Annotated in this window: 10 protein-coding genes, 1 tRNA gene, 2 rRNA genes and 1 pseudogene; 3 read left to right on the forward strand and 11 right to left on the reverse strand. The window is 50.1% G+C overall.

The genetic code is table 11. The features are described 5' to 3' along the window. Positions 1–73 precede the first annotated feature (73 nt). Positions 74–2,946, reverse strand: a 23S ribosomal RNA gene (locus KWG61_RS14250). 269 nt (positions 2,947–3,215) lie between these two features. Further along, positions 3,216–4,740: ribosomal RNA gene (locus KWG61_RS14255) — 16S ribosomal RNA — on the reverse strand. Together the 16S and 23S rRNA genes form the textbook arrangement of a ribosomal RNA operon. Positions 4,741–5,513: 773 nt before the next feature. Between KWG61_RS14255 and KWG61_RS14260 the strand changes: the two genes are divergently transcribed. Continuing rightward, positions 5,514–5,717 carry a hypothetical protein gene (locus KWG61_RS14260; RefSeq protein WP_242744384.1) on the forward strand — a complete coding sequence of 68 codons (204 nt, stop codon included), beginning with the start codon at positions 5,514–5,516 and terminating at the stop codon, positions 5,715–5,717. Continuing rightward, entirely contained in the window at positions 5,714–6,043 is a 330-nt protein-coding gene (locus KWG61_RS14265) for a hypothetical protein (RefSeq protein WP_242744386.1), read from the forward strand. Before KWG61_RS14260 ends, KWG61_RS14265 begins: the two co-directional genes overlap by 4 nt. Before the next feature lie 255 nt (positions 6,044–6,298). Here the strand turns inward: KWG61_RS14265 and KWG61_RS14270 are convergent. The 8 genes and pseudogenes from KWG61_RS14270 to KWG61_RS14300 form a co-directional block, all read right to left on the reverse strand. Then, positions 6,299–7,083, reverse strand: a pseudogene (locus KWG61_RS14270) (DUF3737 family protein). Between the two features lie 319 nt (positions 7,084–7,402). Next, the gene (locus KWG61_RS14275; RefSeq protein ID WP_242744387.1) at positions 7,403–8,188 is read right to left on the reverse strand and encodes a hypothetical protein; all 786 of its coding nucleotides are present in this window, start codon (positions 8,186–8,188) and stop codon (positions 7,403–7,405) included. Positions 8,189–8,624: 436 nt separating this feature from the next. Then, the gene (locus KWG61_RS14280) at positions 8,625–9,497 is read right to left on the reverse strand and encodes a hypothetical protein (protein ID WP_242744388.1); all 873 of its coding nucleotides are present in this window, start codon (positions 9,495–9,497) and stop codon (positions 8,625–8,627) included. 62 nt (positions 9,498–9,559) lie between these two features. Continuing rightward, complete coding sequence (locus KWG61_RS14285; protein WP_242744389.1) at positions 9,560–9,700, reverse strand: hypothetical protein; 141 nt, start codon at positions 9,698–9,700, stop codon at positions 9,560–9,562. A 5-nt stretch (positions 9,701–9,705) separates the two neighbouring features. Continuing rightward, entirely contained in the window at positions 9,706–10,476 is a 771-nt protein-coding gene (locus KWG61_RS14290) for a S8 family serine peptidase (RefSeq protein WP_256460710.1), read from the reverse strand. Further along, positions 10,473–11,228: a S8 family serine peptidase gene (locus tag KWG61_RS16580; protein ID WP_256460711.1), complete on the reverse strand. Its 756-nt coding sequence runs from the start codon at positions 11,226–11,228 to the stop codon at positions 10,473–10,475. Before KWG61_RS16580 ends, KWG61_RS14290 begins: the two co-directional genes overlap by 4 nt. A 132-nt stretch (positions 11,229–11,360) precedes the next feature. Continuing rightward, a complete protein-coding gene (locus KWG61_RS14295) occupies positions 11,361–11,534 on the reverse strand; it encodes a hypothetical protein (protein ID WP_242744390.1) in 174 nt (57 codons plus the stop codon). 467 nt (positions 11,535–12,001) lie between these two features. Next, positions 12,002–14,194 carry a sodium-translocating pyrophosphatase gene (locus KWG61_RS14300; protein WP_242744391.1) on the reverse strand — a complete coding sequence of 731 codons (2,193 nt, stop codon included), beginning with the start codon at positions 14,192–14,194 and terminating at the stop codon, positions 12,002–12,004. 215 nt (positions 14,195–14,409) lie between these two features. On the opposite strand from KWG61_RS14300, the gene KWG61_RS14305 reads away from it, so the two are divergent. After that, positions 14,410–14,486 (forward strand) — tRNA-Glu (locus KWG61_RS14305). Positions 14,487–15,205: 719 nt separating this feature from the next. Here KWG61_RS14305 and KWG61_RS14310 read toward each other — a convergent pair. Beyond that, on the reverse strand, positions 15,206–16,009 hold the full coding sequence (locus KWG61_RS14310; RefSeq protein ID WP_230268187.1) for a tyrosine-protein phosphatase: 804 nt from the start codon (positions 16,007–16,009) through the stop codon (positions 15,206–15,208). Positions 16,010–16,906 lie beyond the last annotated feature (897 nt).

Here is a 16,906-nt window from a genome sequence, read left to right on the forward strand (position 1 = left end):
GTCTTCCAGCATAACGATCTAACGCGATCGTTGGTTTCCATAGTGGCTTCTTGCGTATAGCTTTCTCGAATCTTAGATTAAGCTTTCGACCGATTAGTACTGGCCAACTCCGCGAATCGCTTCGCTTCCATCTCCAGCCTATCGCCTTGTCGTCTTCAAGGGGTCTTATATACCGCAGATCTTATCTTGGGCTCGGCTTCGCGCTTAGATGCTTTCAGCGCTTATCCGATCCCTGCTTGGCTGCCCGGCTATGCTACTGGCGTAACAACCGGTGCACCATTGGCAGGTCCATCCCGGTCCTCTCGTACTAAGGACAGCTTCCCTCAGATCTCCTGCGCCCACAACAGATAGGGACCGAACTGTCTCACGACGTTCTGAACCCAGCTCGCGTACCGCTTTAATGGGCGGACAGCCCAACCCTTGGAACCGAATCCAGCTCCAGGATGCGATGAGCCGACATCGAGGTGCCAAACCCCGCCGTCGATGTGAACTCTTGGGCGGGATCAGCCTGTTATCCCCAGGGTAGCTTTTATCCGTTGAGCGACGGCCCTTCCATTCGGCACCGCCGGATCACTAATCCCGACTTTCGTCCCTGCTCGGCTTGTTGGCCTCGCAGTCAGGCGCGCTTATGCATTTACACTCTAAATCTGGTTTCCATCCAGACTGAACGCACCTTTGGGCGCCTCCGTTACTCTTTGGGAGGCGACCGCCCCAGTCAAACTGCCCGCCTGGCACTGTCTATGAGTTTCTCTCTATGTTAGGGCTTCAAATCATCAGGGGCGGTATCCCAACGTCGGCTCCAAGAATACTGGCGTACTCTTTTCTTCGCCTCCCGCCTATCCTGTACATGATCATCCAAAACCCAATACCAGGCTGCAGTAAAGCTCCATGGGGTCTTTCCGTCTAGTTGCGGGTAACCTGCATTTTCACAGGTACTAAGATTTCACCGAGTCTGCTGCCGAGACAGCGCCCAAATCGTTTCACCTTTCGTGCGGGTCAGAACTTACCTGACAAGGAATTTCGCTACCTTAGGACCGTTATAGTTACGGCCGCCGTTCACTGGGGCTTCGGACCACTGCTTCCTCCTTGCGGACTCACAGATCCCCTTAACCTTCCAGCACCGGGCAGGTGTCACCCCATATACTTCGCCTTACGGCTTTGCATAGAGCTGTGTTTTAGTTAAACAGTCGCTTGGACCTTTTCACTGCGGCTCTCTCGAGCGCCCCTTCTTGCGAACGTACGGGGCCATTTTGCCGAGTTCCTTGGCAACAGTTCTCTCGCTCACCTTACAATTCTCTTGCCGCCCACCTGTGTCGGTTTTGGTACGGGCCAAGATAAAGTATCGCTAGAAGCTTTTCTTGAAAGCCGCTCCATGTGCTTCGCTACTTTCCAAGGATTTCGCTTACCTCTAACGCTCTGTACCTCTCGGTCCGGATTTGCCTGGACCGGTACTGCCGCGCTTCGCCCTCAATCCATTAAGAGGGTCACACTTCCCGTCTTTGTCACTCCATCGCCTTTATCTCAGGTGCAGGAATCTTCGCCTGCTTTCCATCTGCTTCGCCTGTCGGCTGCGCATTAGGTCCCGACTGACCCGGGGCGGACGAACCTTCCCCGGAATCCTTGGGCTTTCGGTGTGCAGGATTCTCACCTGCATCTCGCTACTCACACCGGCATTCTCACTTCCATGTCCTCCACATCCCCTTACGGTAACGCTTCAATGAACATGCAACGCTCCCCTACCACTAAATACTTCAGTACTTAATCCGCGCTTTCGGCAGACAGCTTAGCCCCGGTACATTTTCGGCGCAGGGCCACTCGACTAGTGAGCTGTTACGCACTCTTTCAAGGATGGCTGCTTCTGAGCCAACCTCCTAGTTGTCCGTGCGTCCCCACATCCTTTTCCACTGAGCTGTCATTTTGGGGCCTTAAACGGCGGTCTGGGCTGTTTCCCTCTTGAGCACGGACCTTATCACCCGCACTCTGACTGCCAACGACTTCCCGCTGCGGCATTCGTAAGTTTGATTCCATTCAGTACCCCGGGATGGGGCCATCATGAATTCAGCGCTCTACCTCCGCAGCCATAACATTGACGCTAGCCCTAAAGCTATTTCGGGGAGAACCAGCTATCTCCGGGTTCGATTGGAATTTCTCCGCCAGCCACAGGTCATCCGCCAGCTTTTCAACGATGGTCGGTTCGGTCCTCCACAAAGTTTCACCTCTGCTTCAACCTGCCCATGGCTAGATCACCCGGTTTCGGGTCTGCTCCTGACTACTTGCCGCCCTCTTAAGACTCGCTTTCGCTTCGGCTTCGCGTTTTCCCGCTTAACCTTGCATTCAAAAGCAACTCGCCGGTTCATTCTACAAAGGCACGCCATCACCCTTGGTCGGGCTCTGACTTCTTGCAGGCATACGGTTTCAGGTTCTCTTTCACTCCGCTTGCGCGGTTCTTTTCACCTTTCCCTCACGGTACTCTTCTCTATCGCTCACTCTTACTTATTTAGCCTTGGCGGATGGTCCCGCCTGCTTCCAACAGGATTTCACGTGTCCCGTTGTACTCAGGATTCCGCTCCTTACTCGACTCGCTTGCCGGTACAGGGATTTCACCTTCTCTGTCCGCGCTTTCCATCGCGTTCCCGTTCGCTCGTCTTTCATTTCCAGCGGTCCTACAACCCCATATCGCTATGGTTTGGGCTCTTTCCCTTTCGCTCGCCGCTACTCGGAAAATCACTTTTGTTTTCTTTTCCTCCGGCTACTTAGATGTTTCAGTTCACCGGGTTTCTCTCCATTTGCATGGATGACTGGCTATAAAACCAGCCGGGTTCCCCCATTCGGATATCCGTGTGTCGTCACTTTCCTGACAGCTCGGCACGGCTTTTCGCAGCCTGACGCGTCCTTCATCATTCAAGAGTGGCAAGGCATCCTCCGTACGCCCTTCCTTGCTTGATCTAGTTCTCTAACTTTGGTTCTAGTTATGCTTGTTTCGAGATTTTTCTATTTCGTAAGAACTGTTCCACTAACTGTTTCCAACTTTCGGTTAAATCTTTATTACTCTTCAACTTTTCGTTAGACCTTCTGTTATGTCTTCTTACTGATGCTCGTTTTTCAAAGATCCATTCTCTGGAAGATCGCTCCTCCAAAACCTCACAGACAAATCCTCACTCATTACTCTTTGCCATCGGCTTTCACCAATGGACTTCCTTGTACTTTCTCCTTAGAAAGGAGGTGATCCATCCCCACGTTCCCGTAGGGATACCTTGTTACGACTTAACCCCAGTCGTCGGCCCCGCCTTAGACGACTCACTCCCTTTAAGGGTTATGCCGTCGGCTTCGGGCGTTGCCGGCTTCCATGGTTTGACGGGCGGTGTGTACAAGGCCCGGGAACGTATTCACCGCGGCATGCTGATCCGCGATTACTAGCGATTCCAACTTCATGAAGTCGGGTTGCAGACTTCAATCCGAACTGGGACGTCTTTTATGGGGTTCGCTTCCCTTCACAGGTTCGCTTCCCTTTGTAGACGCCATTGTAGTACGTGTGTAGCCCAGGCCATAAGGGGCATGATGATTTGACGTCATCCCCGCCTTCCTCCGGTTTGTCACCGGCAGTCTGATATGAGTTCTCAACTCAATGGTAGCAACATATCACGAGGGTTGCGCTCGTTGCCAGACTTAACTGAACATCTCACGACACGAGCTGACGACAACCATGCACCACCTGTATGGACGGTAACCTCCAACTTATCTCTAAGTCTTCGCGTCCTATGTCAAGGCCTGGTAAGGTTCTTCGCGTTGCTTCGAATTAAACCACATACTCCACCGCTTGTGCGGGCCCCGTCAATTCCTTTGAGTTTCACACTTGCGTGCATACTCCCCAGGCGGAGGAGTCACTGCGTTAGCTTCGGCACCGGGGTCCTCCCTCCGACACCTGCTCCTCATCGTTTAGGGCGTGGACTACTAGGGTATCTAATCCTATTTGCTCCCCACGCTTTCGTGCCTGAGCGTCAGCAACAGTCCAGGCGGTCGCCTTCGCAACTGGTGTTCTTCCATATATCTACGCATTTTACCGCTACACATGGAGTTCCACCGCCCTCTCCTGTCCTCTAGCGTGCCAGTTTCCAAAGCCTGTACCGGTTAAGCCCGTACCTTTCACTTCAGACTTGACGCGCAGCCTGCGCACCCTTTACGCCCAATCATTCCGGATAACGCTTGCCACCTACGTATTACCGCGGCTGCTGGCACGTAGTTAGCCGTGACTTTCTGGCGGGGTACCATCAAAAGAAAAGCATTTCCTCTTCCCTTCCTTTTCCCCCGCAACAGAGTTTTACGATCCGAAGACCTTCTTCGCTCACGCGGCATTGCTCGTTCAGGCTTGCGCCCATTGACGAAAATTCCCTACTGCTGCCTCCCGCAGGAGTCTGGGCCGTGTCTCAGTCCCAGTGTGGCCGATCGCCCTCTCAGGCCGGCTATGCATCATCGTCTTGGTGAGCTGTTACCTCGCCAACTAACTAATGCACCGCAGATCCATCCGTCCCCCAGGCAAACGCCTGTTTCAAAAGAAGAAGATGCCTTCTTCTTTCCTATGGGGTTTTAGACTTCGTTTCCAAAGCGTATCCCCGGGTATGGGCAGGTTATCTACGTGTTACTCACCCGTTCGCCACTGATATCCGAAGATATCCGTTCGACTTGCATGTATTAGGCATGCCGCCAGCGTTCATCCTGAGCCAGGATCAAACTCTCCATTTGATATTGACTCAAACGCTTATGCGTTTAATGTTTCGTGAATAAATGATTGTTCGAGTACTTTTTGTGATTTTAAGAATCGACGTTGTGTATTTCGAATTTCTTGATCTGTCTGTAAAGTTTTCAAAGAGCCATCTGTTTGTGAGAAGATCAACGTCTCTCACAAGGCTTGTTTATCATATCATCATCAGAAATCTCTGTCAACAGCTATTTGTGAATTTCTTTAAGAATTTCACTTAAACCATTTTCTTCGATATCTAAAGGTGATTTGATGCGTTTTGGAAGTCATTTCCTTAACGCTCACTTAGAATATCACGTCCTGCATTTTCACGCAAGCTTTATTTGTGATTTTTCTAAGAATTTCACATTGCCGTTTTTTAACGGGAATCCCGCTTGCAAACAGCTTGTACTTTATACCTCTTTAGAGCGCAGTCCGTCAACCAAAAAGTTCTGAAGGCGTCAGAAAAGAAAATTGAAATAGTAAATTCCAGTCTGCTGATTTTTTTGCTTCTGGCTTTTAAGCGGTCAAAACATGTTTTGAAGCCAAAACGCTATACCATATAACCAAAAGACAAAAGACAGAATATGACGGATTGAATCCAGGATTGCAGACGGCTGCTGCGAAGATCTGCTTTTCTTCGCTCATGCGAGCCTGTATTCGCAGCTGGATCCGTTCATCCAGACAGAAGCAGTTGACTCTGCTCAGTAAGGAAACGTTATATGGATCAGCTCAAAGAGACAATTCTCGAAAAAGGAAAAATTCTTTCCCCTCGATTTTGAAAGTCGATCAGTTTCTGAATCACTGCATCGACACCGAACTGATGGATGCGATTGGAAAACGTTTTGCAGACTGTTTTGCCGGTCATGGCATTACAAAAGTCATTACGATCGAAAGCGGCGGAATTGCGCCTGCGCTGATGACCGCGGTTCATATGGGTGTTCCGCTGATCTTCGCCAAAAAGCTGTCCCCTCCACCATGACAGATCCCGTCTTTGTGACCGTCCACTCCTTTACGAAAAACGTGGATTATACCCTCTGCATGGAACGTTCCCTCATTGCGCCAGGAGATCGTGTACTTTTCATTGATGATTTTCTGGCCAATGGACAGGCCTTTGAAGGCATCCGCACGCTGCTCGAACAGCAGCAGGCTGTTTTAGCCGGTGCTGGCATCTGCATTGAAAAATCCTGGCAGCCTGGCCGCCGCATCGTGGAAGAAGCCAGTATTCCGTTATGTACGCTGGCTTCCATTGCTTCCATGTCTCCAGAAGAAGGAATCACCTGGAATCTGGATCACGAAACGTGCTAAGCCGGTTTCGTTCTTCGTTTATCCGCCCTGCGGAAAGCCGATGTGAAAAACCGTTTTATGAATTCACCGCAGAATACAAACCGCGCTCTGTTCGATGACATGCTGTCCATCGACAGAGCGCGGTTTTATGAATTCTGACAGCGGGATAGGGATGAAATTTTGGTTTCCCCGTATGTATTCGGTGAAGGTCGTCTGTGAATTATTCCTGTGATTCGGTGAAAACGACTCTTCCCTTAGCTTCATCGATATCGTAGATCAGTTCGCCGGCAGCCGGAACTTCGATCGTTCCGGAAAGCGGGTTTTGATACTGTCAATCGGTTCGGTCAGCGTCGCCCGAACGTCCGAACGCTCAAAGGCGAGATCGGTATCCACCATGCGGCAGTTGATCAGCTGAAGGTTCTTGCAGTAGCAGAGCGGCTGGGTACCGATGATTGTGCAGTTGATCAGCGTCAGGTTTTCACTGTACCAGGCCAGATATTCGCCTTTGATCACGCTGTTGCGAACCGTGACATTTTTCGAATGCCAGAACGCGTCTTTCGTATCGAGATTGCAGTCGTCGAGGGTCGCGTTTTCCACATACTGGAACGAATACTTTCCATGAAGCGTTACGTGATCAAAAGAAGATGGCTTGAACGCATCATGAAGTATTCCGCTGTGACTTCCGTATCGAACATGATCATCGAGCGAACCGACCAGCCAAATTCCGGCGAGTTCACCGTGCAGTCGGAAATGCGGACATCCGCACATTCACGTACGGCTTTAATTCCGTTGAGCTTGCTGTGGTCAATCTGCACATGATCCGCATACCAGAGGGCAGCCCGGCAGTTTTCCGTCAGTTCTGCATTTCGGATGGACAGATCTGTGTCGTGCCAGAACGGATAGCGAAGATTGCAGTAGCAGTCTTCCACCTGAATGCGCTGGCATTCTTTCAGTGCGCTTTCTCCGTCGGCCGGTCCATCAAAGCGGCAGTTTTTCAGAGTCAGATCATGAGCACCGTAAAAGGCTCTCTCCTGATCAAACGTTTCATTTTCACAAATCATCGGGTTTCGATCCTTTCCATATATGTTTTTTCTGTATATGTTTTTTCTGTTATGTTTTCGCTTTGCGTCTTATACATATGATGAATAAATAATTGTTTTTATTCATTATCCTGATTCGCAGCCATTATACGCCTCTCCATAGTTTTCCTGCAGTTCAAGCTCCTGATCCAGCCTGGGCCATCCAGAATTTGAAGGTTTTCTGTTGGAAACCGAGATGTACTGTCGTTTCTCCAGAAGAGCGCAGAAAAGGACAGATTCAGCGTTGCCGGGGCGCTTTGTCTGTCCTTTGGTTTTATTGCCTTTTTCAATCCGCCATTATTCAGGCTGCCTGCCGTTTTAACGCATCAAGCTGGGATGCGTCTGGCGTTTTTCTCAGGTTCAGAAGACGCTGATGAAGCTGACGGGCTTTTTCATTCGTATCCGTCTGGCTTTCGGGTTTTAAAACCAGGGATCTGGCCTGCTCAGCCAGTTTCTGAAGCGAATCGAGAGAAGAAGAAAAGTCTGCCGGATTCAGCTGTTCCGTTTTGTTTACAGCTTCTTTCAGCAGTTCGACATAGATCGGCTGAACTTCAATCTGTACATTCCGTTCGCTGACATACCGGCCGAGCAGTATGATCGTTTTTCCTTCCCGTGCATAGACGTAATCTACGCCTGCATTCAGAGGAGCCAAGGCGCCTTCGATTGTGACCGTTATGGTTTTGGGCAGCGCCCAGCCATCTTCTGCCTCCAGATTCATTACACAGTCGCGCCCCGTCTCATGTTCTCCGTGAATACGCAGACTGCAGTGCTTCAGGCTATCCGGGCTCAGAGAAATTTCGCCAACCCCGTCTTTTACAGCATGGATCACAATTCGCAAAGCGTGACCGCTCATCTGGTCTGCCGGGATGGTCAGTTTACCCGTCTGGCTCGCATAGGCATAGGCTGTCGAATCCAGAAGCCGGCTGTCCATATAGACGGAAATCTGGCTGGGCAGTTTATAGCCGTTCTTTGCCTGCACCTGCATCGCAAAGTCCGCATTTCGTATCGCCGTTTGTTCCTGCGGCCAGCTGACGGCATCGCCTTCCAGCTGCAGATCCATTACATCCAGAACACCCTCGGCTTCCAAAGTCAGTTCGCCCTCGGTAAGCAAAGACGGAAGGAGCACAATTTCACCGGTCGAAGGATCATACGCATATTGATCGGAAGGAACCGAAACATTGTTCTTTTTAGTCTCACGCCTGTCGGCAGCGTATACGAAGTATCGGCTTCCAGTACGATGCGACAGGAACCGTCTTCCTGCTGATTTTTCGAGGCAATATGCACGTGTATCAGATTATAGGAAATATTTGCCGCTCTGGATACCGTCAGACGATAAGCCGTTTCGTTTCGGGCATAGTCGCCAATTACGACGGTATACGAACCTTCTGAAAGATGGTCTGCCGGAAGCGTAATGGTCTGTGTCTGGCCAGGCTCTGCCGCCGTATCCGGCGCGGCAATGGCGGTCGTTTTTCCATTTTGATCGACGAGCGCGCCCGCTGCTGCATAGCGGTTGTCGCGAACCCTCAGTTGGATTTCATCAGACGAAGCCTGTGCGCTCTGCAGCTGGGGGCTTCGTTATCGAGCGTGAATGGGAATTCAAGCTTCATGCCAGGCTTTAATGTGCCATTCAGCGCTTTTTCCTGAAGTTTCAGCACGTTGCCGCCTTCGGTATATTCCGTAATGGCCGCGGTGGTAAATACGTAAGGCGTGTTTTCGGCCAGACCGTTTGTCATCGTCGTATTGACGAGCCGCTGCGTATGGGTCTGATCGTTCCAGTTCGTCTGGGTGCCGTTCAGTGTGGTATAGGGTTTGGAAAGATTAACCGAATACGTTCCATCCTGATTGTTCAGCATCAGCTGGCCGTCTGCAGTAAAGATCATATGGCGCAGACCGCTGACGTTTCGAACGGAGGAGAACGTTACGTCCACAAAAGTCTGATCCGAGTTCATCGCCGAGCGGGATTTATCTTCCGTGCCTTCTTCCACTACATACGGATTGCCCGCGAGATAGCGGGATTTCTTCGTGCTGGTGGAGGAAATTTTCAGCATGTTCGTATGGATGCGGCCATCCGGATCCCGTTTCACCACATAGGCAGTTTCATCTGGATCTTTGGCTGAAGAATACAGGGAAACATTTTCGAAAATACCCGGTTCTTCCCAGTCGCCGAAAAAGCCCAGGATCGGAATGGAATAAACGGTCTCGTTTTCGAGATACGTGCCGGCACTGCTGCAGGGGCGAATCGTCACATAGCCTTCGATGTAGGCACCTTTGGGCGTTTCGCGATTCAGTCTTTCCTTTTCTGCAGCAGAGAGCGCATACGTCAGATTGAAGCCGCTCTTCGCGCCGTTTTTGAGTGTGTAAACCTGATTGGCCTGGGTGTCCGCTTCCAGATCCATCGGGCGGGTGGTCTTGAGCAGGTTTCCGTGCTCGTCGACCTTCTGGGTAAAGAGATGCTTTTCTACCTTGAAGTGAATGTCGCTTGTTTTTCGATTCCTTCCAGATAAATACGGGACAGATAGCTGCCGGTACGATCCTTATCGTCCTTGAGTTCAATTTTGACTTTGCCGTCTTCTGCAGAATCGGTTGCCGACGGATCCATGGAAATCAGAAGCTTTCCATGAACCGCCTGATCAATGCGGACTTCTCCAGCCCCTGCTGCAGAACCGGCAGATAATTGCCGTCCTCATCCTTCATTGGAATCGCGGTCGACATCAGAAGCGAATTTTGAAGAAAACGTTTGCTTCGGCCAAGTTTTGTGGTGAGATCCTGCTCGTTAATCCAGTGCGACAGAATTCCAGCCATGCCCGCTACAGCAGGCGTCGCCATCGAAGTACCGGCCCGGTAATCGTATCCGGCATTCGAAGATTCACCGTTGCTGGAAAGAATCATGACACCCGGAGCACTGACTTCTGGCTTGAGTTCCAGCGTTTCCGGAATGCCCCAGGAACTGAACGAGGCTGCGTTCATGCGCAAGGACGTCTTACCGGACTGGTCTGTCTGGAAGGAATCCGGGTCAGAAGCCGCCACAGCAAGAGTATTTGTATACGTTCCAGGCGAACCGTCGGTCGAAAAGGAAATATCACCGGGTTTAAGCTTTCCGTTCAGGTTCGTGCTGTCGGCCCAGTTGCCGCTGTTGCTGGACGCGGCACAGATGACGACATCTTTCTCCTTCAGATGATCGAGAATATTCTGGTAGCGCGGATCGCTGCTGGTGCCAAATCCGGCGGAATTGCTGGAAAGGGACATATTGATCACGTCACAGTCCAGCGTGATCGCATCTTCGATTGCCGCAAACAGTGTGGATTCACTGCCGTTGGCATTTTGACCGAACACTTTCATCACGAGAATCTGTGCATCGCTCGCATATCCCTTCATATACTGAGATTCGATAAAACTGTTCCCTTTTTGATCAGGGAATTGGCGGCAATGATTCCCGTGACATGCGAGCCATGATCGATATTGCCAAGAGCGTGGCTGGCGTCGATCGTTCCGTCCGCATAGTTGTACTGGAACGGAATCTTGTCCGAAATATACAGGCGGTTCAGATTTGCACTGCTTTTGTCGCCGTCCTGCAGATGAAGCGAACTCATTACCGCTTCAATGTCGCTGGACTCCATAAGATCCAGACTTGCCTTATAGTCTGCCGCGTTCATATGGTTTTGCTGCGCTTTACGGGAGAGCGATTCATTGAAGCAGTCGTTATTGAACACTTCATGACTGGCGTTCAGACCGGTGTCCAGCACCGCGATACGCGTACCCTGACCGCTTTCCTCGTTCAGAGCCTCGTCGTTGATTCCCGTTACTTCACCGTTCGTTCCGCCAGTCTGAGCCGATCCAAGATCGGCCGGCTGGGTATCTTCCGCTGGATAAATTTTCTGCTCAACCGTCACCTGCCGGACAAAGTCCAGAGACTGAATGTTCTCAATCTGACTGGTCTGAACTTCGACGCTGACGGCACTTGCGCTCAGATCCAGACGGGTGAGAATGTCGAGCGGCTTGTCGTTCTGGATCTGACGTTCAATCTGACGAACATGCTCATCCTGACGTCTGCGGATGTCTTCACGAAGCGCGATAATATCGGGATCCGCCGGATCCCAGTCTTTCCCTCCATGATTTCCATTACGCACGGATCCGTGAATTCAATCAGAACGCGTGCGGTTTTCATATTCTGAACGCGGACTGTCCCGGAATCTGCCGGATACTGTTCTGGAAGATCGTAAACGTCTTCGATCGGCTGCGCGCTGACGATATATGAACGGTCATTTTCCGAATCTGCCGCCGCTGCGGAACAGCCAGTCCGCAAAGCTCACGGCACCGGCCAGAAGCACGGAGAGCATCCGGCCGGTCAAGTCGGCTGGTTTATGCAATTTCATTCCTTCTTTCCCCTTTCTTTTCTTATTCAGGCAAAACACGTTTTGTTCCGCTTCGAACAAGTCATTTCCCATTTCAAGCTCCCTTTTCGATCGATTCTATTCGCCCTGAAGAAATCATCTGGAAACAGAAAAGAGGTTTTGCCGACTGGATTTCCTTTACTCTGAGCGGACAAAGCCGTTCAGCTTGTACGCTGCAAGATTTTCCTTTCGGCAAAATGACCTGTATGGTTACCCGAATCCGCCAGACCGTACAGTCTTGCGTCTTCTGAATCTCATCTTAGCAAGAAGCACGTTTCCATAAAGCGGACTGTTGAAAATGAAATTTACTTGTTTGATTTTTCTTTTCCGCGTTTTTGATCAAATCTAATCCGAATAACGTTGCACTCTCAGCCGCTTTGGCGCCCGGGTTCTCGGTCGCTTCCTTTTTCTGCAGACACCTTTGCTCAAAGTGCCCGGCTTTACGAAAATGGGTACATGCAAAAAGCCGCCCTCGCTTGGAAGACGGCTTTTGCGTTTTAGAGAAAAGATTAGTTGAACAGGAAGCTGAGCCATGGCTGTATCTGTACCAGTACAGGAGCCAGAATCAGAGAAATAACGGACATCAGCTTAATCAGGATATCCATGGCAGGACCAGCCGTATCCTTGAACGGGTCGCCGACGGTATCGCCGGTAACCGCAGCTTTATGCGCCTCGGAACCTTTGCCGCCGTGTTCGCCGGATTCAATGAACTTCTTGGCGTTATCCCAGGCACCGCCTGCGTTTGCCATGAAGACAGCCAGCATAATCGCAGAAACCAGAGCGCCCAGCAGCATGCCGCCAAGACCTTCGCATCCGAGAAGAAGACCGATTACCACCGGGCTGACCAGAGCGATCAGACCAGGCAGAACCATTTCATGCAGCGCAGCTTTGGTAGAGATATCTACGCACTCAGTGTAGTTTGGCTTGCTTGTTCCAGCCAGAATGCCTGGATCATTTTTGAACTGAGCACGTACGTTTTCGATCATCTTGTTGGCAGCGCGTCCAACGGAACGAATGGTCAGCGCGGTGAAGTAGAACGGCAGCATCGCACCAAACAGAAGAGCAACAAGAACACCAGGCTGGAGCAGAGAAATTGACTGAAGGCCAGCAGCCTGTGCAAAGGCAACGATCATAGCCAGCGCGGTGAATGCAGCAGAACCGATGCAGAAACCTTTACCGATTGCAGCAGTAGTGTTTCCAACAGAGTCGAGACGGTCCGTAATCTTGCGGACTTTCGGATCGAGTTCAGCCATTTCGGCAATACCGCCGGCGTTATCGGAAATTGGGCCATATGCATCAACGGAAACGGTAATACCGCAGGTAGAGAGCATGCCGACAGCGCCAAGACCGATTCCATACATTCCGGAAAACAGATACGCCACAACAATACCCAGAACCAGAACTACGACAGTCAGCATGGTGGATTCCATACCAACGGAGAAACCGGAAATAATGTTTGTCGCATGTCCAGTTTCGGATTCCGAAGCGATTTCCTTAACTTTCGGGTATTCATCCGAAGTGTAGTATTCCGCGATTTTTCCCAGCAGCATGCCGACAACAAGACCAACGGAAACCGAGAAGAACTGCGATACAGATCCGAACAGCCAGAGAGAAGCAATAAGAGACGTGATGATTTCAATAATAGTTGCAACGTATGTTGCGATGTTCAGAGCTTTCTGAGGATTTTCCCAGGTTTTCATACGAACGAATGCCTGAGCAAGGATGGCTGCGACAATACCGGCAGCCGCAATAACGAACGGGAAGATCGTAGCCTGTGCAGCATAGGAAACGCCGCCGATTGTTACGGTAAGACCCAGAGCGATACAGGAGATCAGAGAACCTACATAGGATTCGTTCAGGTCAGAACCCATACCAGCAATGTCGCCTACGTTATCGCCTACGTTGTCCGCGATAACCGCCGGGTTGCGCGGGTCATCTTCCGGAATACCGGCTTCGACTTTACCAACCAGGTCAGCACCAACGTCCGCCGCTTTTGTATAGATACCGCCGCCCACACGAGCGAACAGCGCGATCATGGAGCAGCCAAGAGAATAGCCAGATACTACAGGAACTGCCTGTTCCGGTTCGCCAAATACGAACGTGAACAGAAGGAAGAGAGCCGTAAGGCCAAGCAGACCGAAGCCGACTACACAGATACCCAGAACGGAACCGCCGTTGAAGGCAACATGCAGAGCCTTTGGCATTCCGCCGGAACGAGCCGCTTCTGCGGTTTTCGCATTGGCTTTGGTTGCGGCTTTCATACCGATGAAACCAGCCAGACCAGAGAACAGTGCGCCGATCACGAAGCAGATCGCACCGCTCCAGCCAACACCGTCAACACCCTGCAGCGAGGGGATGAAGCCCAGGGCTGTCAGTACAATAGCCACAACGACTACGAAAATAATGATGATTTTGTATTCGCGTTTCAGAAACGCCATCGCGCCTTCCTGAATATAGGAAGACAGATCCTGCATTCTCTGGTTGCCGGAGCTTTCTTTTTCACGGAACCATAGAGTGTGGCAGCGTACAGAAGCGCAAATGCAGAAATGATCATGACAATGACCAGGATCATTTCCATACTTGTGTTTTGCATACGTCAAATTTCCTTTCTTATGAACGTAACCGCTTTCAATGATAGCAGAATTGGGGTTGTTCAAAAGATGAATGTCGATGTTTATCCATTTTTCTTCGTTTTTTCCCACATTTTCACCGTATTTTTCCTTCCCTGTTTTTTCGTGAATTCCTCTTTCAAGTTTGCAAAAATTTCCAGCAAACCTGACCCGGAAAATGGCAAAAATGAATATGGCATATCCCCATAACGCTTACATTTTTAAAGGGCCGTACATCTTCCTGCACACAGCCCCTGTTCTTTTTTCTAGCTATTTTCGACTGTCTGTGATAGATTAATTAAGCAAATGGCGCGTTCGGCAAGCGGTTGAAGCCACAGCCCTCTCAAGGCTGCATTCACGGGTTCAAATCCCGTACGCGCTGCCATCGAATACTTACCCTTTATCCAGAATGGACAAAGGGGTTTTGTTTTGGTGCAGGCGGCTGCTGGTACTGCAGTTCCCATTCATGATTTTGCTTCCATTGAATAACCGTGACGGATTGGACCGATCTCGAGTCGACAAACGCCTGGCTTCTTTTGTTCATAAGGCGATTCTGAAAACAGCCACGTATTGATTTATCCAGTGATCGAATCAAACAAGTTATCCGCTCAAACAAATGGGGAGCCTTCCGTTACGTCTTTTCACACGATCAATGGCTTGAGTGTGTGGCGGATTTAAAGCAGAACATCCTCGATATCGTGCTCCAAAAGAAAAGAGCCGCTCAAGCGGCTCTTGCAATCTATTTCTTAACGGCAACCTTCAGGGACCCGTCTACTAATGTCTGAAACAGTTTATCGTACAGCTTGTCTTTTTCTTCAATGTCAGTACGCGCATCGTCTCTCAGTTTAAAAATCCAGTTTCGGGATCCACACATACCCACGGCATTACTTCTTTTTCCAATTTTGCTAATTCAGGATCATAAGCGCGCATAAAGGACCTCCTCGAATACTCTTTTAACTGATCCTTTTCTATTATTGTTTTAACGGTACAAAACAGAGAAGTCACCCACTGCTCGTCCTTCACAGGCTTCAGATAACTGATCGCTGTATTCTTCTTTCACCTCAGCGGGAATTCGAAGCACAGAGTTTATTTGCTGTCTACCCGCTAATCCATCAGATACTTCTTTTGCAGGTTATGCAGGTCTTCTTCAGTAAGGTCAAGCCCCTCTTTCAGGAACGCGTCCCAAGAACTGTAATGTTCCTGAATCGAGCGGTCAAAAGCTTCAAAGTAGGAACGGTGCGCAAAGAGATAGCCGGCGATTTCATCGTCAGCGAGAGCCTTGCCTTTCTTAAAGACCGCCGACGCTAACATGCGGTCTCTTGCCGCGTTTTTGCTCATGTACAGATTGGTCTGCAAATAGTCAGTCAGAATCGTATCCATATCTACGCCCAGCGCATATTCAATCAGCGCCGCGCCAATACCGGTCCGATCCTTGCCCTGCGTACAGTGCCAGACCACACCGCCATCCGTTTCCAGAAACACCTTAAAGAGAAGTTTCCATGCTTTTCGCGCATCTTCCGACCATACGAAAGACGCGTAAAGCTGTTCCATCATATTTCTGGAATTGGAGAGCGCCATCTTTAACAGATGTTCATTGCCGCCAGCGAGTTTTCGAAGATCCATTTCGAGAAATACGGGATCTTCCACCAGCTGTGCGCCTTCAACCGGTTTATCTGGTTCCGTATTGCGCTCTGCTCTGGATCGCAGATCCACGATGCAGCCAAGTCCCAGTTCTTCGAAGGTTATGCGATCGAGTTTGGAAGCGTGAGAAAGCTTAGCGGATCGAAAAAGCTTTCCAGGCCGAATCACTCGACCATCCTTTCCAATCATTCCGCCAAGATCGCGGCAGTTCTGAATTTTTTCGAACGGAAGATGTACGGATACTTCCGTTAACAGTTCTTCTTGCATTGTCAGTCCCCTTTACTGATCGAATTCAAGTTCTGACGGATTCAAAAATACAATGAAGGCATCAGACTGAATGACTTCATACTATTCCTTTTCCAGAAACAGACGCCTCATTTGTCCAGAGCGTAAGACAAATGTCATCAAAGAAAGGATTTTGAAATTCACAGAAGAACGCTGAATCGAGAGCAGTCCCAATGAAAAAGCCTGCCGGTTCGACAAGCGGATTTTGCACTCTTATGCAATTCAAAATGAAGGGGAACAGGACTGAACTTTTAATCGATCCTGTTCCTCGATTCCAATCCCGAATTTATGATTCCCATTTCACGTCCAGACAAACGAACTGCGCTTTTCTTGACGCTGCTGCAAATACAGCTGAAACCTATTCAGTCACCCGGAAAACGATTCTGAGCCGAAAGCAGCGACCTCTCGACGTATCGCCCTGTCCAATGGACCAATGCCAGCAAGGGAATGACACCCTCATCTTTCACATGTCATCCAGAGTATCTATTTTTCGCTGTGCCCCTGGCACCAGAAAATCCAACTCTTAGCGGGCGGCAGATTCTGCTGCCCGAATCCGACATATCAGATCTCCGGTTTCCCGGATGAGCTGCCCCGGCTCTTGACTGGTATTTCCTGCATGAACTGAAGACCAGTTCAGACAGAGGCAGGATTCTTTTCACAGAGCGTCTATTGCGAGCCGGTGATGATCGGTACCTTTGTTTCAGGCTGGATCCAGCATGTTCAGTGCGCTTGAAGAGTTTCTCTTCTTCACAGATGACATTGCTGCCGTCCGATCGCATCCTCCAAAACGTATCCGTATTGGATTTTACGAGCATTCACCTGAACTCCCGGCAGCATGACACCCCTCTGCACCGGGTTAGTTCGTTTGCACGGATCTGA

This window comes from Allobaculum sp. Allo2 (genome assembly GCF_022701175.1).
Lineage (GTDB): Bacteria > Bacillota_I > Bacilli_A > Erysipelotrichales > Erysipelotrichaceae > Allobaculum > Allobaculum fili.